Genomic DNA, 16388 nt, shown 5'->3' with positions numbered 1-16388 from the left:
TTTTAATGCATGAAAGTAGTATTACAGCGCAGTAAAGCTGCTTCTGTAACGGTTGACGGAACTGTCACAGGAGCGATTGATAATGGCTATGTTCTTCTAGTAGGTATTACACATGAGGATACACATGAGGATGTCGCTTATTTAGCGAAAAAAGTAGCTAATTTACGCCTTTGGGAAGATGCGGAAGGAAAAATGAATCATTCGATCCTAGAGCATGGAGGCGCAATTTTATCCGTCTCACAATTTACATTGTATGGGGATGCAAAAAAGGGAAATCGTCCTAGTTTCATCAGTGCAGCTAGACCAGAAGTAGCCGAACCGCTGTGGGAAGCTTTTAATCAAGCATTGCGTGAGCTCGGCTTACATGTGGAAACAGGTATTTTTGGTGCAATGATGGATGTTGCACTAATCAACGATGGTCCAGTAACAATACTTCTAGAATCAAAATAATGGAACATTTCCTATAAATCCTTCATATACTAATGAGTATGGTTAGTTTTATAGGAAGGAGTGTCTTAAACTTGACGCAGATAGGGAGTAGATCTAATCCATATTTATACGAAACACTTAACATGATGATTGGCCAGGCAGTAGTGGTGCAAACAGAAAAAACGATGCAAAAAGGTATTTTATTATCCATACTACCTGACCATATGATCCTTGAGATGAATCGTACCCCTTTCTTCATTCGAATGGAGGAAATTGTATGGGTTACATTGGAAACTACAAAAAATTGATGAAGTACGAACCTTCGAATCATAAAAGATGATAGAAGGTTCTTTTTTATATTTTAAGGTATAATGAGCAAATTTAATTATTAGAATATTGAGTTTATATTGGTTTGAGGGCGGAAGCAGGGATCGTTCATGGAGAAAGACACTTTTGGTATGTCTCTTGTGAAATCGGTCATAAAGCGACTAGAATTATACTCAACTAAGAAACAAGTAGTAATGGCTGCTAATATACTATTTAATACTGTCATGAATAGGTTTAAAGGAGGTTATATATTATGAACATAATGAAGAAAATAGCCAAGATAGTGGGAATAATTCTAGCTATTTTCGCTTTGTTTATAGGAGGTGGATACGCTATTCTTGAAATTAATCCATTTGGGAATAAACTAGGCAAGCCAGTTGCGGATATTGAGCACAAGGTTGAAATTTGGGGAGAAGAAGTTGCAGGAAATCATTCTGGAAGTAAGCTAGACGATATGAATATTAAGGGTAATCCTAACAGACTCTTAGCGACATTCAAATTTTCTACTAGTATTGTGGGAGAAGAATATAAAGACAATGAAGCTGCAATTGATACCTTTACATATGTCCATGAAATTGTAGGGGGCTATGAAAAATCTACCTATGAAGATGAACCATATCTGATTCCTTATACGAGATCAAACAGTGACAGTGCCATCATTATTATTCCAGGAGGTGGCTATGGCTTTAAGGAAATGGATGGTGGAACTGCTGAAGGAAAAGAAGTAGCTGAATCATTAAATAAGGCAGGTATCAATGCATTCGTTCTACACTATCGTTCTAACCCATATGAATGGCCTATTCCCCAATTGGATGTTCAGCGGGCTGTCCGTTATCTACGTTATCATGCAAATGATTATGGTATTCATCCAGATAAAATTGGATTGATCGGTTTTAGCGCGGGTGGTTTTCAAACCGGTAGCTTTATTAATCTCATTCAGGGGAAAAATCTGTTTCCTAATAGTTATCAGCTTGATGACATCGATGCAGTCGATGATCAAGTAGTCTCTGCAGCTATGATTTATCCAGCATTGACCTATCGCTATAATGTGCCTATGCTCTTTGCTTCTTTTAAAGATGAAGATGTAAAAAGTCCAGAAGTGCGTGAAGAGCTTTTGAATCAGACAGATCTATCTAAACATTTTAGCACAGCAAATATACCTCAGTTTATTGCTTATGGGACGAATGATTTAGCTGTTGGGGTAAAAGGGCCACAAGAATATATTCAATCTGCACGAGTAGCAGATGCGAATATTACTGAAATTGTAGTAGAAGGTCAGAATCATGGCTTTAAGCAGGAACACTATATGAGAGAGTTTCTTGAATGGGTAAAAAAGGTTTTCAATTCCTTATAATGTGTCTTTTTTACTTTTGTTAATTGTAACTTGTGGAAGCAGAATCAATAATGCAAGCGATATAATTAGTATATACACATGCATGGGCTACTTGCTTTCCTGTGGGCGAGCGCCTCTTCGCTCCCACTCCGTGCAGGGGTTGGGTACGGCAATATTTTACTAAATGTTGGAAATTGAAGAGAAAGAAAAATGATAAAAGCCATCGAGAGCGACTTCTCGATGGCCTTTGTATGAATTTATTTAACTTCTAAAATGAATTTATAGCTATTATCTATAGAAATAAAACTATTGTTGATTTAAAAGGATCTTTTCAATCACTGCAATCTCATACTAGGACTTTACTCATTTTCTTTCCATAAAGACAATGCGTTTATCCAATTTGGATCTCCGTATCCTTGATAGCTTTGAACGGCTACATAAATCTTTCCTTGGTACTCAACCTTATCTCCTTTTGTGTACGCCTTAAATGGACTCCATTGCTCATAAGAAGCCCCTAGATCTTTTGTAGTCACAGTTAAAATGGAACTTTTAATTGATTCATTTCCAGCCGCATCCACTGCAGTTACTGCATACATATAAGTTGTATTGGATTGGAGATTCATGTCCATAAATGATGTAGTTTTTGATGTTCCAACAACAGACATTTGATCTGCTTGTGTTCCTTGATATATAACATAATGGTCAACTGCTACATTATCCTCTGATGCACTCCACATTAAGTCTGCACTTGAAGATGTTACGCCCATTGTGTGAAGTGCAGTCGGTTGCGTTGGTGCTTCTGTATCTGGAGCTGTATGCATTGTCTCTACAACTATCGATTCACTTTCATTAGAAACATTCCCAGCTGCATCCACTGCCTTTACCGTATATGTATACTTGGTAGTCGGTTTTAAATTTTTATCTGTGAATGTTGTTCCTGGTACCACTCCAACTACTTTATTATCACGTAATATCTGATATTCTTTTACACTCACATTGTCTGTAGAAGGACTCCATTTTAGCTCGGCACTGTTTGAAGTAACTTTCGTAGTATGTAATCCATTTGGCTGAGTTGGAGCTTCTATATCTACATTTCCATTATTCACTAAATTAACGTCGATTACATTATAGAATGCATTTGAAGTATCAGCTACATCCCAAACAGCTAGAATAATGTGGTAACCACTACGATCAGTTGGCACGTTAATTGTATGAGTTAAATTATTCGATGCAGCAGAACCATTATGTTCTACAGTTGCAATTAGTTCAAGGTCAGCACGGTTTAATGGTTTATTTGGATTCCATCCCTTTTTAGTAATATAATAGTGCCATTTGCTTGTTAAATGTGGAGCTGTATACTTCCATGTAAAAGTATTTGAACCTCCTGTAATCGTGTTTTTAAACCAACGATCAGCGGTTTGTTGATCGAGTATGCCACCAAATAGACCTCCAGCAGATGCGATTTTTCCATCAGCCGGCCCACTTTGTGGAAATCCCTTAGGTGCCTCTAAACTCTGTGGCTCATACATTATGTTTCCGCACATTAAATTAAGTGCTCCATAATTTTGACTACATAAAGCAGCTCGGCTAGCTGGTTTTTCAACAAATCCATGGGCATATGCATTAGGTGCCATTGAAATACCCATGATTCCTGCTGCTAATATGGCAGCACTTATTCCCTTTTTACTTAACTTTTTTGCGAATTTAGTATTCATATAACTAGTCTCCTTTTGTTGGAATTGGATAGCAACTAGTATGATAGCAATATATTAAAAATTATTCAAAGTCTGTTTTTATAGGATAATAGTTTTGTTGTGCAAATAACTTTTGTTGCAAAATTAATGAGTATATAGACCTTAATTGGGTAAATATCTTACTTTAGAGGATTGTTTTCTATTAAAAATAATTAGGTATTATAATAAAATCTTCAAATCTATTAAAATTTGTCAATTTACGTACAGTTACTCTTCTCATTCGTGAAATGTAGCTATAGAAGTTGTTAACCTTGGTCACAATACTCAAGTTACGGCGCTCTGCTGAACGCATAATTATCCAATTAATCGAGTATGAATATTTTATGCTAGCAGAGGATAAGCATCCTTATCAGCAGGGTCGTCTGAGAAAGCTTGCTATGGCAACAAATAAATAGAATTTCTGAAATAATAGAAAATTAATACTTTACAATAAATTTGAACTCATGTATATTTATTTTCAATTAACGACATATAGCGACAATATAATGCAAATGTCTAAATTGATTAAAAGGAGGGTGATGTCATGGAAAATGAACAAGGTGTAAAGAAAAGAAGCTGGCTGAAAGTACCTCATACATATACCATTATTTTTGCTATTATTTTTTTAGCGGGTATTGCAAGCTATATTATTCCAGCAGGTGAGTTTGAACGAATAGAGGATAAGGAAGGGCGAATGCTCGTTGTAGATGGAAGCTATCATCATATTGAGAGTGATCCAGTTTCATTTTTCGAAATGTTTACAGCTATTCCAATGGGTCTTGAAAAAGGGGCTCAAATTATTTTCTACATTTTCTTAGTCAGTGGTGTTTTTGGGATTATTCGTTCCACGGGTGCCATTGAAGCTGGTGTTTATAAAGGGGTAAAAGCTTTAGAGGGAAGAGAAAAATTACTTATCCCATTATCAATGATTTTATTCTCTGTTGGTGGTTTTACAATGGGGATGGCCGAAGAAACAATTATTTTCGTACCGATTGGTGTAGCAATTGCGCGTGCGATGGGCTTCGATGCTGTGACAGGGACTGCCATGATCACACTTGGAGCGGCCAGTGGATTTTTTGGAGGGATGCTTAATCCCTTTACGGTGGGTGTTGCACAATCATTAGCAGATGTACCGTTATTCTCTGGGATCGGCTTCCGTGCAGTTGTCTATGTTTTTGTGTTAGGTTTTGCTATTTTCTATGTATCTCGCTATGCCTTTAAGGTGAAAAAGAATCCACAGGCAAGTGTTATTTACGACATCGAGCAAAAGGCTAAATCTAATGTATCCGTTATTGACATTCCTACATTAACAGGAAAGCATAAATTTGTATTTATTGTGATGGCTTGTGGAATTGGCTTTAATATTTATGGTGTATTTAATTGGGGCTGGTTCTTAACACAGTTAACCGCCTCCTTTTTAATTATGGGGTTAATTGCAGGGCTAATTGGTGGGTTGAAACCTGCAACTATTTTTGATTCCTTCATTGAAGGAGCGAAGGCTGTAACATTCGGTGCTTTAATTGTAGGTTTTGCCCGTGCGATTACGGTTGTTTTAGAGCAAGGGAAAATTATCGATACTATCGTTTATGCGGCATCGGAAACAATTGGGCATTTACCACATGCTATCAGTGCAATCGGTATGTTATTTATTCAAGCACTGTTAAATTTATTTATTTCATCTGGTAGTGGACAGGCAGCCGCAACAATGCCGATTATGATACCAATTACCGATTTATTAGGGTTAGAACGACAAGTGGCTGTATTAGCCTTCCAATATGGTGATTCCTTAACGAACTCTATTATTCCTACTTCATCTGCCTTAATGGCCTATTTAGCGGTTGCAGGCATTCCCTATGAAAAGTGGATCAAATTCATTTGGAAGATGATTCTTGGCTGGGCAGTGATTGCATGCCTGGCGTTAATTGCTGCGGTAGCAATAGGGGTTTCTTAATACGTGAAAAAAGCTGTGGATAGCATCCGCAGCTTTTTTCTTAGTGTTGAAAAACAAAACAGTCAATTGGAAGGTAGAAATGGATTTCCGTTGCAGGCTACTTGACTCCATTCCAACCTACAAAAGTGTTACCTTTTTAGTGAAGGTTTTCAAATAAAGTGAAGGTCTTCACTGCTCTTTATGGAGAGGTGTTGTCACGCATCACTTCTCTACATTAATAATAAGAGCTTATTCCCTCTAAGAATACAAATAATGGGCTATTTAATCGCTATATTACTATGAAAAAAAGTAAAGACTCTTTGCAGAATGGTTGATTGGAGTGGAGCCAGCGTCACTCCTAGGGGATTTAGCGTCACAGATGAGACCCTGGAGCGAGCGTAAGTGAGTGAAGCGGCTCATCGGACGCCCCCTGGAAAGGACGCTGGCGGAACGGAAATCTCCCCCTCCCCTTGCAAAGTTGCTTTTTCTGCCTTTGACATGATCTTTTTTCATTATTCCTCTTGCTCATTAAAGTAGTTGAGAATTCCTTGATAAATACCGAGAGTCGCCTGTTCACGGAACTTCGCTGTAGTGATGACACGCTCTTCACTTGAATTACTTAAGAAGCCTAACTCAATAAGGACTGCTTTTTGACGATTTTCTCGTAGTACTAAATAGTTACCTTGTTGTGTGCCACGATCTCTTAACTCTAATTTACTTGATAGTCCATCATGAATCGCTTCAGCAAGCCCTTTTTGATTACTATTCATATAATAGGAGGTGAAGCCGTTAATAGAACTATCGTCTGTTGCATCATAATGGAGACTAATAAAGGCATCTGCTTCATATTGATGGGCAATTGATACACGCTTACGCAATGCCACATATTCATCGGATTCCCTCGTCATGACTACATTGGCGCCAGCCGCACTTAGCTTGGATGCAAGCATAGTAGCTGTTTTCAGCGTAATGCCTTTTTCCTCTGTACCACGTTGACCCGTTGTGCCATGATCATTTCCCCCATGGCCAGCATCAACAACTATTGTTAACCCACTTAACGTCCCTTTTTTACGAGGCTCTTCTTTTTCCTTTTGAGGAATCATCGTTTTATTAGAACTTGTTGTTACAACCCAGTTTGCAACAAATGCTGTTTGATCTTCATCTAATTGAATTTCATAAAAATCATTTTTTACGCCGACAATTGGATAATTTAAGCCAGCATCTACCCGTTCAACCACTTCAGCTGCTGTTGAGGCATCTGTTCGTAAGTTTGTCCCATTATAGATTATGGTAACGGATTCCAACTCTTTGGAAGAGGAAGTTTTGGATGTACTTTTAACTTTATTGGAGAAAGTACCATAAAAGCTATAAACCCAGCCTGTTTTTTTATCATTGTACTGAATTTGTACCCAATTATGTTCATGTGCAATTACTTTAAAGGCTTGACCTTTTTTCGCAGTGCCGATTTTTTTAGCATTCAAGTCTGGTTTTTTACGAACATTGAGGACGTCTACTAAAATAGTAAAGGTTGTGTCCTTGTTAACAGGTGTTGTAGTTGTCGTTACTTCTACGGCATCATCTTTAGGTTCCTTTTCTTTTTTAGGATTATCATTAATCGTGACATAATCCTTTGAAACCCATCCCGTAAGTCCATTCCAACCAATTTTTGCCCATTCAGCATTTTCTTCAATAAGGTTGGCTTGGTTGCCTGTAGAAAGTTGACCAAGAACAGCTGAAGAAATATCTGGATCTGTTCGTATATTTAAACGGTCAACTTGTGAGATGACGGTTTTATCGATGGCCTGTTTAGCACTTGTAGGAGCCGTCAGCCATGAAGCAACCCAGCCCTCATAGTTACCTGCTTTTACTTGAATCCAATCACCTTCACGACCGATAGAGGTTAAAGGATCACCTTCTTCTAATGTCGTAATAATGGGATATGATAATCCAGGACCCTCACGCAAATGAAGAATCGTTCCAGCGACTTTTAGATCACTGGTGTCAGCGGAAGCTCTTTGAACAAAGTTCTTATTTGGCATCGCAATCGTTACCATTAGTACGAATATGATTATACTATGTAAAATTTTTGTTCTCATCAGATTCCTCCTATTCCTTGTGCTATTTTACCATGCTTTTGTCATAAAATTCGTGGTAAAATGGTAATGGAATTTGTTATTTTCATTATAGCCCTATGAAAAATACAAAAACAGTTGACATTGGCATGGCTAGTGACTAACATAAAGGGTAATCGAAAAATGATTAATCGCTTATGACCAAGCAAGTAGCGTATACCTCTATTGGAACAGAGAGGGAAAGACTTAGGCTGCAATCTTTCCTACAAAAATGTATCACGCGAATAACACTTGAGAGGCTTTTTTCTGAAAAGCAGTGCTTAGTAGGAAAAAACGGAATCGGCCGTTATCCGATTACGAGGAGGACACATGTAATTAATTGTGTCAACTAGGGTGGAACCGCGGAAGCTTATATAGCTCTCGTCCCTTGCTATGGCAAGGTGACGGGGGCTTTTTTGTTGTTCGAAAAAACTGCGAGATTCTTTTGAGAAAAGGGATGGGTTCGGTTTTAGGTCGTGAGTTTGCTCATCAAAATTGCGAACCCGCTCTAATCAAAGTGAAGATCGCTAACCAAACTCCAACCTGAATGAAAACTGCTCAATCGAAGCATGCCTCCGCCCCAAGTAGAATGACAGCTGCTCTATCATAAGCAATCGATATAGGAGGGATTTACATGAGTTTTAAAGTGCCACGAGGGACACAAGATATTTTGCCAGGTCAATCTGAAAAATGGCAAAAGGTTGAAGCGATTATTCGTGATATTTGTCGTGTTTATCGTTATAACGAAATTCGCACACCGATTTTCGAGCAAACGGATTTGTTTGCGCGTGGTGTTGGTGAAACAACGGATGTTGTGCAAAAGGAAATGTATACATTTGAGGATCGCGGGGGACGTTCACTAACATTACGTCCTGAAAATACGGCTGGTGTCGTACGTGCCTACGTAGAACATAAAATGTTTGGTGCTCCAGATCAGCCCGTTAAGCTTTCTTACTTAGGACCAATGTTCCGCTATGAGCGTCAACAGGCTGGGCGTTATCGTCAATTTGTACAGTTTGGAGTAGAGGCCATTGGTTCAGCAGATCCTGCAATTGATGCGGAAGTCATTGCTCTTGCGATGGATGTTTATGAATCAGCTGGCTTAAAGGATTTAAAACTAGTGATTAATTCACTGGGTGATAAAGAAACGCGTAATACTCACCGTACAGCCTTGTTACAGCATTTTGAGCCACATATTCAAGAGTTTTGCTCTGACTGTCAAAATCGTTTGCAAAAAAATCCATTACGAATTTTAGATTGTAAGGTGGATCGTGAACACCCATTAATGCAAACGGCTCCAGCGTTAACTGATTTCTTAACAGAGGAGTCAGCTGCTTATTTCAGTCAGGTGAAATCGTATTTAGATACATTGGGCATTTCTTATGAGGTGGATCCAAATCTTGTACGTGGGCTTGATTATTACAATCACACAACATTTGAAATTATGTCTACAGCAGCTGGCTTTGGTGCGATTACAACACTATGTGGAGGCGGACGCTACAATGGGCTAGTGCAAGAAATTGGCGGTCCAGATGTACCAGGTATTGGTTTTGCATTAAGTATTGAGCGTTTATTATTAGCACTTGAAGCAGAGGGCGTTGAATTAGATACCGCTTCAGGACTAGATGTTTATATTATCGCAATGGACGCTGAAGCCAAGCAAAAGGCTGTAGAGCTAACTAGTACTTTCCGTGCAAAGGGTCTTGCGACAGAAATGGATTATTTAGATCGTAAAATGAAAGCCCAAATGAAATCAGCGGATCGTCTAGGTGCAAAATACACAATCGTTCTTGGCGAAACAGAGCTTGAAGAGCAAGCAGCTGCCGTGAAACATATGGAATCTGGTGAACAGCACAAAGTGGCATTCTCAGAGCTAGTGAATTATTTATCACAACAATCTTAAAGTAGATACAGGGGCATTGCTAGTAGATGCTACATAAATTGAAGATATTTTGGAGGAATTTAACAATGGCTACAAGAACACATGCTAGTAACGAGCTATCAGAGGCGTTACAAGGCGAAAAAGTCGTATTAAAAGGTTGGGTGCAGCGTCGTCGTGACCTTGGTGGTTTGATTTTCATTGATTTACGTGACCGTACGGGAATTACACAGGTCGTATTTAGTCCAGACGTGGCTGAAGCACATGCACTAGCGGATAAAGTACGTAGTGAATATGTGATTGAAGTGGAAGGAACAGTTATCCTTCGTACAGAGGATCAAATTAATCCGAATGTACCAAACGGTAAAATTGAAGTAGAAGCAACAAGTTTAATCGTAATTAATACGGCCAAAACAACACCATTCCAAATTGAAGATCGCACAGACGTATCAGAAGACCTACGTTTAAAATATCGCTATTTGGACTTACGTCGTCCAGTCATGTTCGATACATTCAAAATGCGTTCTGATGTTACACGTACAATCCGTAACTTCTTACAAAATGAAGGCTTCTTAGAAGTAGAAACACCGATTTTAACAAAATCAACGCCAGAGGGTGCTCGTGATTATTTAGTACCATCCCGTGTCCATGAGGGTGAATTTTATGCATTACCACAATCACCACAATTGTTTAAACAATTATTAATGGTTGCAGGCTTTGAAAAGTATTTCCAAATTGCCCGTTGCTTCCGTGATGAAGACTTACGTGCTGACCGTCAACCAGAGTTTACACAGGTGGACATTGAAACTAGCTTCTTAACACAAGAAGAAGTATTAGAAATGAATGAACGCTTAATTCAAGCTGTTATGAAAGAAGTAAAAGGAATCGATATCCCTGCACCTTTCCAGCGTATGAAGTATCAAGAAGCAATGGATCGTTATGGTTCAGATAAGCCAGACGTACGTTTTGGATTAGAGCTAGTAGCATTAAATGATATTTTTGAAGGCTGTAATTTCAAAGTATTTGCAGATACTGTTGCACAAGGAAAACAAGTGAAAAGTATCAATATTAAAGGAGCAGCGGACAAATATTCTCGTAAAGACATGGATGAATTAACAAAATTCGTTAGTATTTACGGAGCAAAAGGTCTTGCTTGGTTAAAGGTTACAGAAGAAGGCTTAAATGGCCCAATCGCGAAATTCTTTGACGAAGCGTTAGCAGCAGCTTTAATCGAACGTATGGGAGCAGAAGTTGGCGATATTCTTGTATTCGTGGCGGATAAGGCACCTGTTGTTGCAGCTTCTTTAGGGGCATTACGTTCGAAATTAGGACAAGATTTAAACTTGATTGACGAATCACAATTTGCTTTCCTTTGGATTACTGACTGGCCATTATTTGAATTCTCTGAGGAAGATGGACGTTACTATGCAGCACATCATCCATTCACACGTCCGTTCGATGAAGATATAGCGTTAATGGATACAGATCCTTCAGCAGTTCGTGCACAAGCCTATGATATCGTATTAAACGGTTACGAGCTTGGTGGTGGATCATTACGTATCTATGAACGTGACCTACAGGAAAAAATGTTTGAATTACTTGGCTTTACAGAAGAAGAAGCACAAGCGCAATTTGGCTTCTTATTAGAAGCATTTGAGTATGGCGTGCCACCACATGCAGGTCTTGCCTTTGGTCTTGATCGCTTTGTGATGCTACTAGCAGGACGTACGAATTTACGTGATACTATCGCATTCCCGAAAACAGCAAGTGCTAGCTGCTTAATGACAGAAGCACCGAGCGAAGTATCACCAGAGCAACTAAGTGAATTAAGCTTAGCCATCAAACCATTTAAAAAATAATGAATAAAACAAAATACCTGGATTTCCTAGCAAATATTGTTGAGAATCTAGGTATTTTTTTGTGTTTTTTCAGGAAAATATAGATTATGAGAGAAAATCGTTTGAATTATCAGAAAAGTGGTGTTATGATAACTGTAATACGAATCCTGATGTGTTTGTCTAACTGCTAAATCTACTTCACAGTTTTGACCGAACACTATCGAATCGGGAGCCTTCATTTTGTAGTCGCAAACATGCCCCTAGCGGAGCGGGACGTTTAAAGCTGCAAAGCGGGCACCCCCCTGCAAATTGCGGGTTCAAAACGAATGTTTCTTGGCATTACGGCACAATTGGGATTCGTCCTATACATAGGATTAAAAAGGAGCTTGAGAGTAGCTCCTTTTTTGTTGCCAATTTTTAAAAGAAAGATTTATAGAAAAATTTTGAAAATATGAAAAAATAACTTTTTATTTTAGATGAACGAGCATATAATTGGTATAGACAACTATACCTTTTGGAGAGCGTTCATAAAAAGGTTGGAGGTGATAAGTTTGAAGGACACATTATTAATCTCGAATGTGAGGATTATTAATCCTGATGATCAGCCGTTTAAAGGTGACGTCTATATAGAAGATGGTAAGATCATTCAAATAGGGCAGTGTTTGTCAAGAAAGGCAATGCAACGTATTGATGGGCAAAATCATGATTGGCTACTGCTCCCTGGCTATATTGATATGCACATTCATGGATCAGCTGGGCATGATACGATGGATGCTAGTCCATTAGCTTTGCATGAAATAGCACAGTCCTTAGTGCAAGAAGGCGTTACAGGTTTCCTTGCTACAACTATGACACAAACTATAGCCAAAATTGAAAGCGCTTTAGTCAATGTGGCGCAATTTGAACAGCAAGAGGGAGAAGCCGTTTTACTGGGCATTCATGTTGAAGGTCCATTTGTTTCGAAAATACGTGCAGGTGCACAGCCAGAAGAATACATGATTAGTCCTACGATTGAACAATTTGCTAATTGGCAAAAAATGAGCTGTTATCGTATCAAACAAATTACCGTCGCACCAGAAATAGAAGGTGGATTCACATTTCTTGAAGCATTAAAGAACTTTAATGTGATTCCGTCTATTGGTCACTCAGATGCTACAATAGAGGAAGTCCATCAAGCAGTAACATTAGGTATAAGTCAAGCCACTCATTTATATAATCAAATGCGACCATTTCATCATCGTGATCCAGGTGTCGTTGGTGGGGTATTATTAGAAGATAACATCAAAGTGGAATTAATTGTTGATTGTGTGCATAGTCATCCTCAAGCAGTCAAGCTAGCCTATCGGACAAAAGGTGCCAAGGGGATCATTCTTATTACGGACGCCATGCGAGCGAAAGGCTTGCAGTATGGTGAATATGATTTAGGTGGGCAAACGGTGTATGTAAGTGAAAAAGGAGCCCATTTAGCGAACGGAGCATTAGCTGGCAGTGTGTTAACAATGGAACAGGCGGTTAAAAATATGAAGGCCATTACGAATTGTTCCTTACAAGAAATAGTCGCCATGTCTTCTACGAATGCCGCTGAACAATTGCAGCTTCCCATGAAAGGTCGAATTGAAGAAGGCTTTGATGCAGATTTTGTCTTGCTAGATCAACAATTAAATGTGCAAAAAACGATTTGTCGAGGTAAAGTTGTATTTGAGAAATCATAAAAGAGGCGATAAGGAAGGTGCAAGATTTGTTAGAGAAAAATTCTCATATACCTATTTATATACAAATAGAAGAGATTATTAAACAAAGAATTTATTTAGAAGAATACAGAATTGGTGAAACGATACCTTCAGAACGTGAACTTTCTGCACAATTTAATGTTAGTAGAATGACTGTGCGTCAATCCATTACCAATCTCGTAAACAGCGGTCTGTTATATCGAGAAAAAGGGAGAGGTACCTATGTTGCTAATCCCAAATTGGAGCAGCCATTAAAGGGCTTAACAAGCTTTACGGAAGATATGCGCGCTAGAGGAATGGAACCAAGCAGTAAGGTGTTACGATTTGAAAAAATCATACCACCAGTGGATATTGCAAGAGATTTAATGATTGAGCCTGGAGAAGAGGTATTCTTTGTGGTGCGAATTAGAAATGCCGATTCTCAGCCAATGGCGATTGAAAGAACGTATATCCCAGTCAAAATCTATCCAGAGTTGGATGAAAAGCAGATAATGGGCTCGCTTTATGCTTTAATCGAAGCAAAGTTCCATCAAAAGATTGGGAATGCCGTACAGCAAATGGAGGCAGCCATTGTCTCAAAAGAAGATAGTAAATTTCTACAGATAAATCAAACAGCACCTGTTTTAATTATCAAACGTACGAGTTATTTATCGGACGGTAAACCATTTGAGCTTGTACGCAGTACGTATCGAGCTGATCGCTATAAATTTATAAGTGAAATTAAAAGGTGATTATATGCATGCATATTTTTCTGAAATCGAAAAGCTCATCCAGATTGTGAAGGAGCAGGAGACTGTTCATTTAAAGGAAGCAGCACAAATCATTGTTCAACGTCTTCAAAGAGGTGGAATCATCCAATTATTTGGCTGCGGCCATTCTCAGCTATTAGCGCAGGAGGCTTTTTATCGAGCTGGTGGTTTAGTACCTGTTCGTCCGATTTTTATAGAATCTTTGGCATTACATGCTGGAGCATTAGCTTCCTCAATCAATGAGAAGGATCCCACTATTATTGAACAACATAAGGAACAGTTTGATTTTCGTGAAAATGACGTTTGCATTGTCATTTCAACTTCAGGGAGAAATGCGGTCCCTATAGATGCTGCTTTGTTGGCAAAGGAGTCAGGGGTATACGTGTTATCTCTACAATCGCTCCTCTATAGAGAGCAGGTTGCACGTCATCACAGTGGGCACAGGCTTGAAGACGTGGTAGATTTTGTGATCAATACACATATCCCTATTGGAGATGGTGTTTTGCATCTACATGAAATGCAGTATGCGCCAGCTTCTACTGTCATTGGTTCCTTATTATTAAACGCCTTGTTCAGCGAAGTCATCGAAATAATAGCAAAGACGACAAAGGAGTTACCTATTTTTGTCAGCAATAATGTTGACTCGGATTGGTCGCATAATGAAACAATGATGGCCAACTATCAACATCGTATAGATTTTACATGAAAAAGGGGAGACATCGTAAATGAAAAAAACGTATAAAATTACTTCACCTGAGGGCATTCATGCCAGACCTGCTGCACTACTAGTAACTGCAGTAACTCCATTCGAAAGTGATATTCAATTAACGTACAAGGGAAAATCTGTTAATCTAAAGTCCATTATGGGCGTTATGTCATTGGGTGTAACACCTGGTAGTATAGTAGAAATTTCAGCGGCTGGTCCAGATATTGAAAAATTATTTCAAACCGTAACAGAAATCATGGTGTCAAAAGAAATAGGAGAAGAATGTTAAGAGGACAAAAGATTCTTGCAGTGATTGTTTTCATCTCACTGCAGAAGAATCTTTTATAAATAACTGAATTTTCAGAATTAAAATAGGGGTGATTATATGGATATCCACATCGTCTCGCCTAATGATTATAGGCAGATTCATCAATTAAGAGATTATTGTTTTCCGAATAAATACACAGGGGCTCGACGAGAGGACTTTCATTATTGGATAGAGCAGAGTACGACATTAGGAGCTTATGATCATAAAAAGATTGTCGGTCAACTTTTAATATTGCCACTCAACATGACGGTTCATGGTGTTCCTTATAAAATGGGCGGAATCGGCTTTGTTGCAACATATCCTGAGTACCGACAACAAGGGGTTATTAAAAGGCTCATGATAGAAGCCCTACAAAAAATGCGTGATAATGGGCAAACCATTTCAGTTTTAGCGCCTTTTTCTGTGTCCTTCTATCGACATTTTGGTTGGGAATTATTTTTTGAGAAGCTTCATTACACGATCCCACAAGCACAATTTCCGTCGTTTGGGAAACAACTGGATATCGTCAAACGGATGAGCTTTGAATGGGTTGAGCCTGAGCTGTTCAAGGAAATAAAGGATTTTCATAATATAATGGCAATATTGCAAAATGGAGGTATGGTAAGAGATGATGCCTGGTGGAAAAGAATTGAGAGAAGGAGCCCTGACAGCCATTTTGCAGCCTATTTTCAAGCAGATAAAATAGAGGGCTATATTCGTTATACCATTCAGCAGGGGACGTTTGTCATTCAAGACTTTATTGTAGCTAATTATTTAGCGGAGCAAGCCATATGGCGTTATATTACGTCACATGCAGCAAGTGTCGATCAAATTACAGGTGTTACTAGCAATCATTATCCCTTTGGTTTTTATTTCAAAGAGCCGCAATTCAAAAGGGAAGTCATACAGGATGTGATGGTTAGAGTCGTAGACGTTGCAGCTTTTATGCAGCAATATCCATGGGGAGATATCACAGAAACATTGACGATACGTATTGACGATCCATTTTGTCATTGGAATGAGCATGTCTATCAAATAAATAAAAATGGTCAAGTGTCCATAATTGAGACAAATTCGGTCTCTGACAAGCATATGTTAACACTACCAATTAATCTTTTTTCTGCAATGATGGTTGGTTATCTTTCCGTCAAAGAGGCTGTTGTCTATGCTAATCAATCGACAGTGGAAAAGACTCTACAACGATGGCAAAGGGCATTGCCTACTGAAAAGCCAGCATTTTATGAGTATTTTTAAGCACTAAATGGTTTGAAAATTTTAAATTTTTTTGGATTTTTTTCTGGACTATACCAGTTGAG

14 protein-coding genes, 1 other RNA gene and 1 other annotated feature are annotated in these 16388 nt (G+C 38.6%); of the genes, 13 read left to right on the top strand and 2 right to left on the bottom strand.

Annotated features, from left to right (window positions below):
- Nucleotides 1-9 precede the first annotated feature (9 nt).
- The 3 genes from dtd (at nucleotide 10) to MHI22_RS09040 (ending at nucleotide 2110) form a co-directional block, all read left to right on the top strand.
- Nucleotides 10-450: a D-aminoacyl-tRNA deacylase gene (gene dtd / locus MHI22_RS09050; RefSeq protein ID WP_036124403.1), complete on the top strand. Its 441-nt coding sequence runs from the start codon at nucleotides 10-12 to the stop codon at nucleotides 448-450.
- 71 nt (nucleotides 451-521) lie between these two features.
- Entirely contained in the window at nucleotides 522-737 is a 216-nt protein-coding gene (locus MHI22_RS09045; protein WP_036124402.1) for a DUF2642 domain-containing protein, read from the top strand.
- A gap of 272 nt (nucleotides 738-1009) precedes the next feature.
- A complete protein-coding gene (locus MHI22_RS09040; RefSeq protein ID WP_249646132.1) occupies nucleotides 1010-2110 on the top strand; it encodes an alpha/beta hydrolase in 1101 nt (366 codons plus the stop codon).
- Nucleotides 2111-2448: 338 nt separating this feature from the next.
- Here MHI22_RS09040 and MHI22_RS09035 read toward each other — a convergent pair whose 3' ends face one another.
- Nucleotides 2449-3804, bottom strand: coding sequence for a lytic polysaccharide monooxygenase (locus MHI22_RS09035; RefSeq protein ID WP_340811779.1), 1356 nt, complete (start codon nucleotides 3802-3804; stop codon nucleotides 2449-2451).
- Between the two features lie 290 nt (nucleotides 3805-4094).
- Here MHI22_RS09035 and MHI22_RS09030 point away from each other — a divergent pair, with 290 nt between their 5' ends.
- Together MHI22_RS09030 and MHI22_RS09025 are read left to right on the top strand one after the other, a co-directional pair.
- A complete protein-coding gene (locus MHI22_RS09030; RefSeq protein WP_157492983.1) occupies nucleotides 4095-4238 on the top strand; it encodes a hypothetical protein in 144 nt (47 codons plus the stop codon).
- A 128-nt stretch (nucleotides 4239-4366) separates the two neighbouring features.
- Nucleotides 4367-5773: a YfcC family protein gene (locus MHI22_RS09025; RefSeq protein WP_058845150.1), complete on the top strand. Its 1407-nt coding sequence runs from the start codon at nucleotides 4367-4369 to the stop codon at nucleotides 5771-5773.
- Nucleotides 5774-6264: 491 nt separating this feature from the next.
- Here the strand turns inward: MHI22_RS09025 and MHI22_RS09020 are convergent, their stop codons facing one another.
- Nucleotides 6265-7848: an N-acetylmuramoyl-L-alanine amidase gene (locus tag MHI22_RS09020; protein ID WP_340811777.1), complete on the bottom strand. Its 1584-nt coding sequence runs from the start codon at nucleotides 7846-7848 to the stop codon at nucleotides 6265-6267.
- A 164-nt stretch (nucleotides 7849-8012) separates the two neighbouring features.
- Nucleotides 8013-8255: a binding site (T-box leader), on the top strand.
- A 242-nt stretch (nucleotides 8256-8497) separates the two neighbouring features.
- On the opposite strand from MHI22_RS09020, the gene hisS reads away from it, so the two are divergent.
- The 8 genes from hisS to MHI22_RS08980 all read left to right on the top strand — a co-directional run bounded on the left by hisS (nucleotide 8498) and on the right by MHI22_RS08980 (nucleotide 16326).
- Complete coding sequence (gene hisS, locus MHI22_RS09015; protein ID WP_058844051.1) at nucleotides 8498-9766, top strand: histidine--tRNA ligase; 1269 nt, start codon at nucleotides 8498-8500, stop codon at nucleotides 9764-9766.
- Between the two features lie 65 nt (nucleotides 9767-9831).
- Nucleotides 9832-11601 (top strand): aspartate--tRNA ligase, encoded by a 1770-nt coding sequence (aspS, locus tag MHI22_RS09010; protein WP_101966510.1) that lies wholly within the window; start codon nucleotides 9832-9834, stop codon nucleotides 11599-11601.
- A gap of 140 nt (nucleotides 11602-11741) precedes the next feature.
- Nucleotides 11742-11941, top strand: a non-coding RNA gene (gene ssrS / locus MHI22_RS09005) — 6S RNA.
- A 190-nt stretch (nucleotides 11942-12131) separates the two neighbouring features.
- Complete coding sequence (gene nagA / locus MHI22_RS09000; RefSeq protein ID WP_340811775.1) at nucleotides 12132-13292, top strand: N-acetylglucosamine-6-phosphate deacetylase; 1161 nt, start codon at nucleotides 12132-12134, stop codon at nucleotides 13290-13292.
- 26 nt (nucleotides 13293-13318) lie between these two features.
- On the top strand, nucleotides 13319-14041 hold the full coding sequence (locus tag MHI22_RS08995; protein ID WP_058844065.1) for a GntR family transcriptional regulator: 723 nt from the start codon (nucleotides 13319-13321) through the stop codon (nucleotides 14039-14041).
- Nucleotides 14042-14045: 4 nt separating this feature from the next.
- Nucleotides 14046-14765, top strand: a complete 720-nt coding sequence (locus MHI22_RS08990; RefSeq protein ID WP_340812709.1) for an SIS domain-containing protein — start codon at nucleotides 14046-14048, stop codon at nucleotides 14763-14765.
- A 19-nt stretch (nucleotides 14766-14784) separates the two neighbouring features.
- Nucleotides 14785-15054, top strand: a complete 270-nt coding sequence (locus MHI22_RS08985) for an HPr family phosphocarrier protein (RefSeq protein WP_340811772.1) — start codon at nucleotides 14785-14787, stop codon at nucleotides 15052-15054.
- Between the two features lie 96 nt (nucleotides 15055-15150).
- Nucleotides 15151-16326 carry a GNAT family N-acetyltransferase gene (locus MHI22_RS08980; protein ID WP_340811771.1) on the top strand — a complete coding sequence of 392 codons (1176 nt, stop codon included), beginning with the start codon at nucleotides 15151-15153 and terminating at the stop codon, nucleotides 16324-16326.
- Nucleotides 16327-16388 lie beyond the last annotated feature (62 nt).

Origin of the sequence: Lysinibacillus sp. FSL L8-0312, from assembly GCF_038003285.1 — a bacterium.
Taxonomy (GTDB): domain Bacteria; phylum Bacillota; class Bacilli; order Bacillales_A; family Planococcaceae; genus Lysinibacillus; species Lysinibacillus fusiformis_D.
Note: the sequence above shows the minus strand (reverse complement) of the source record. Positions and strands in the feature narration are given on the sequence as shown.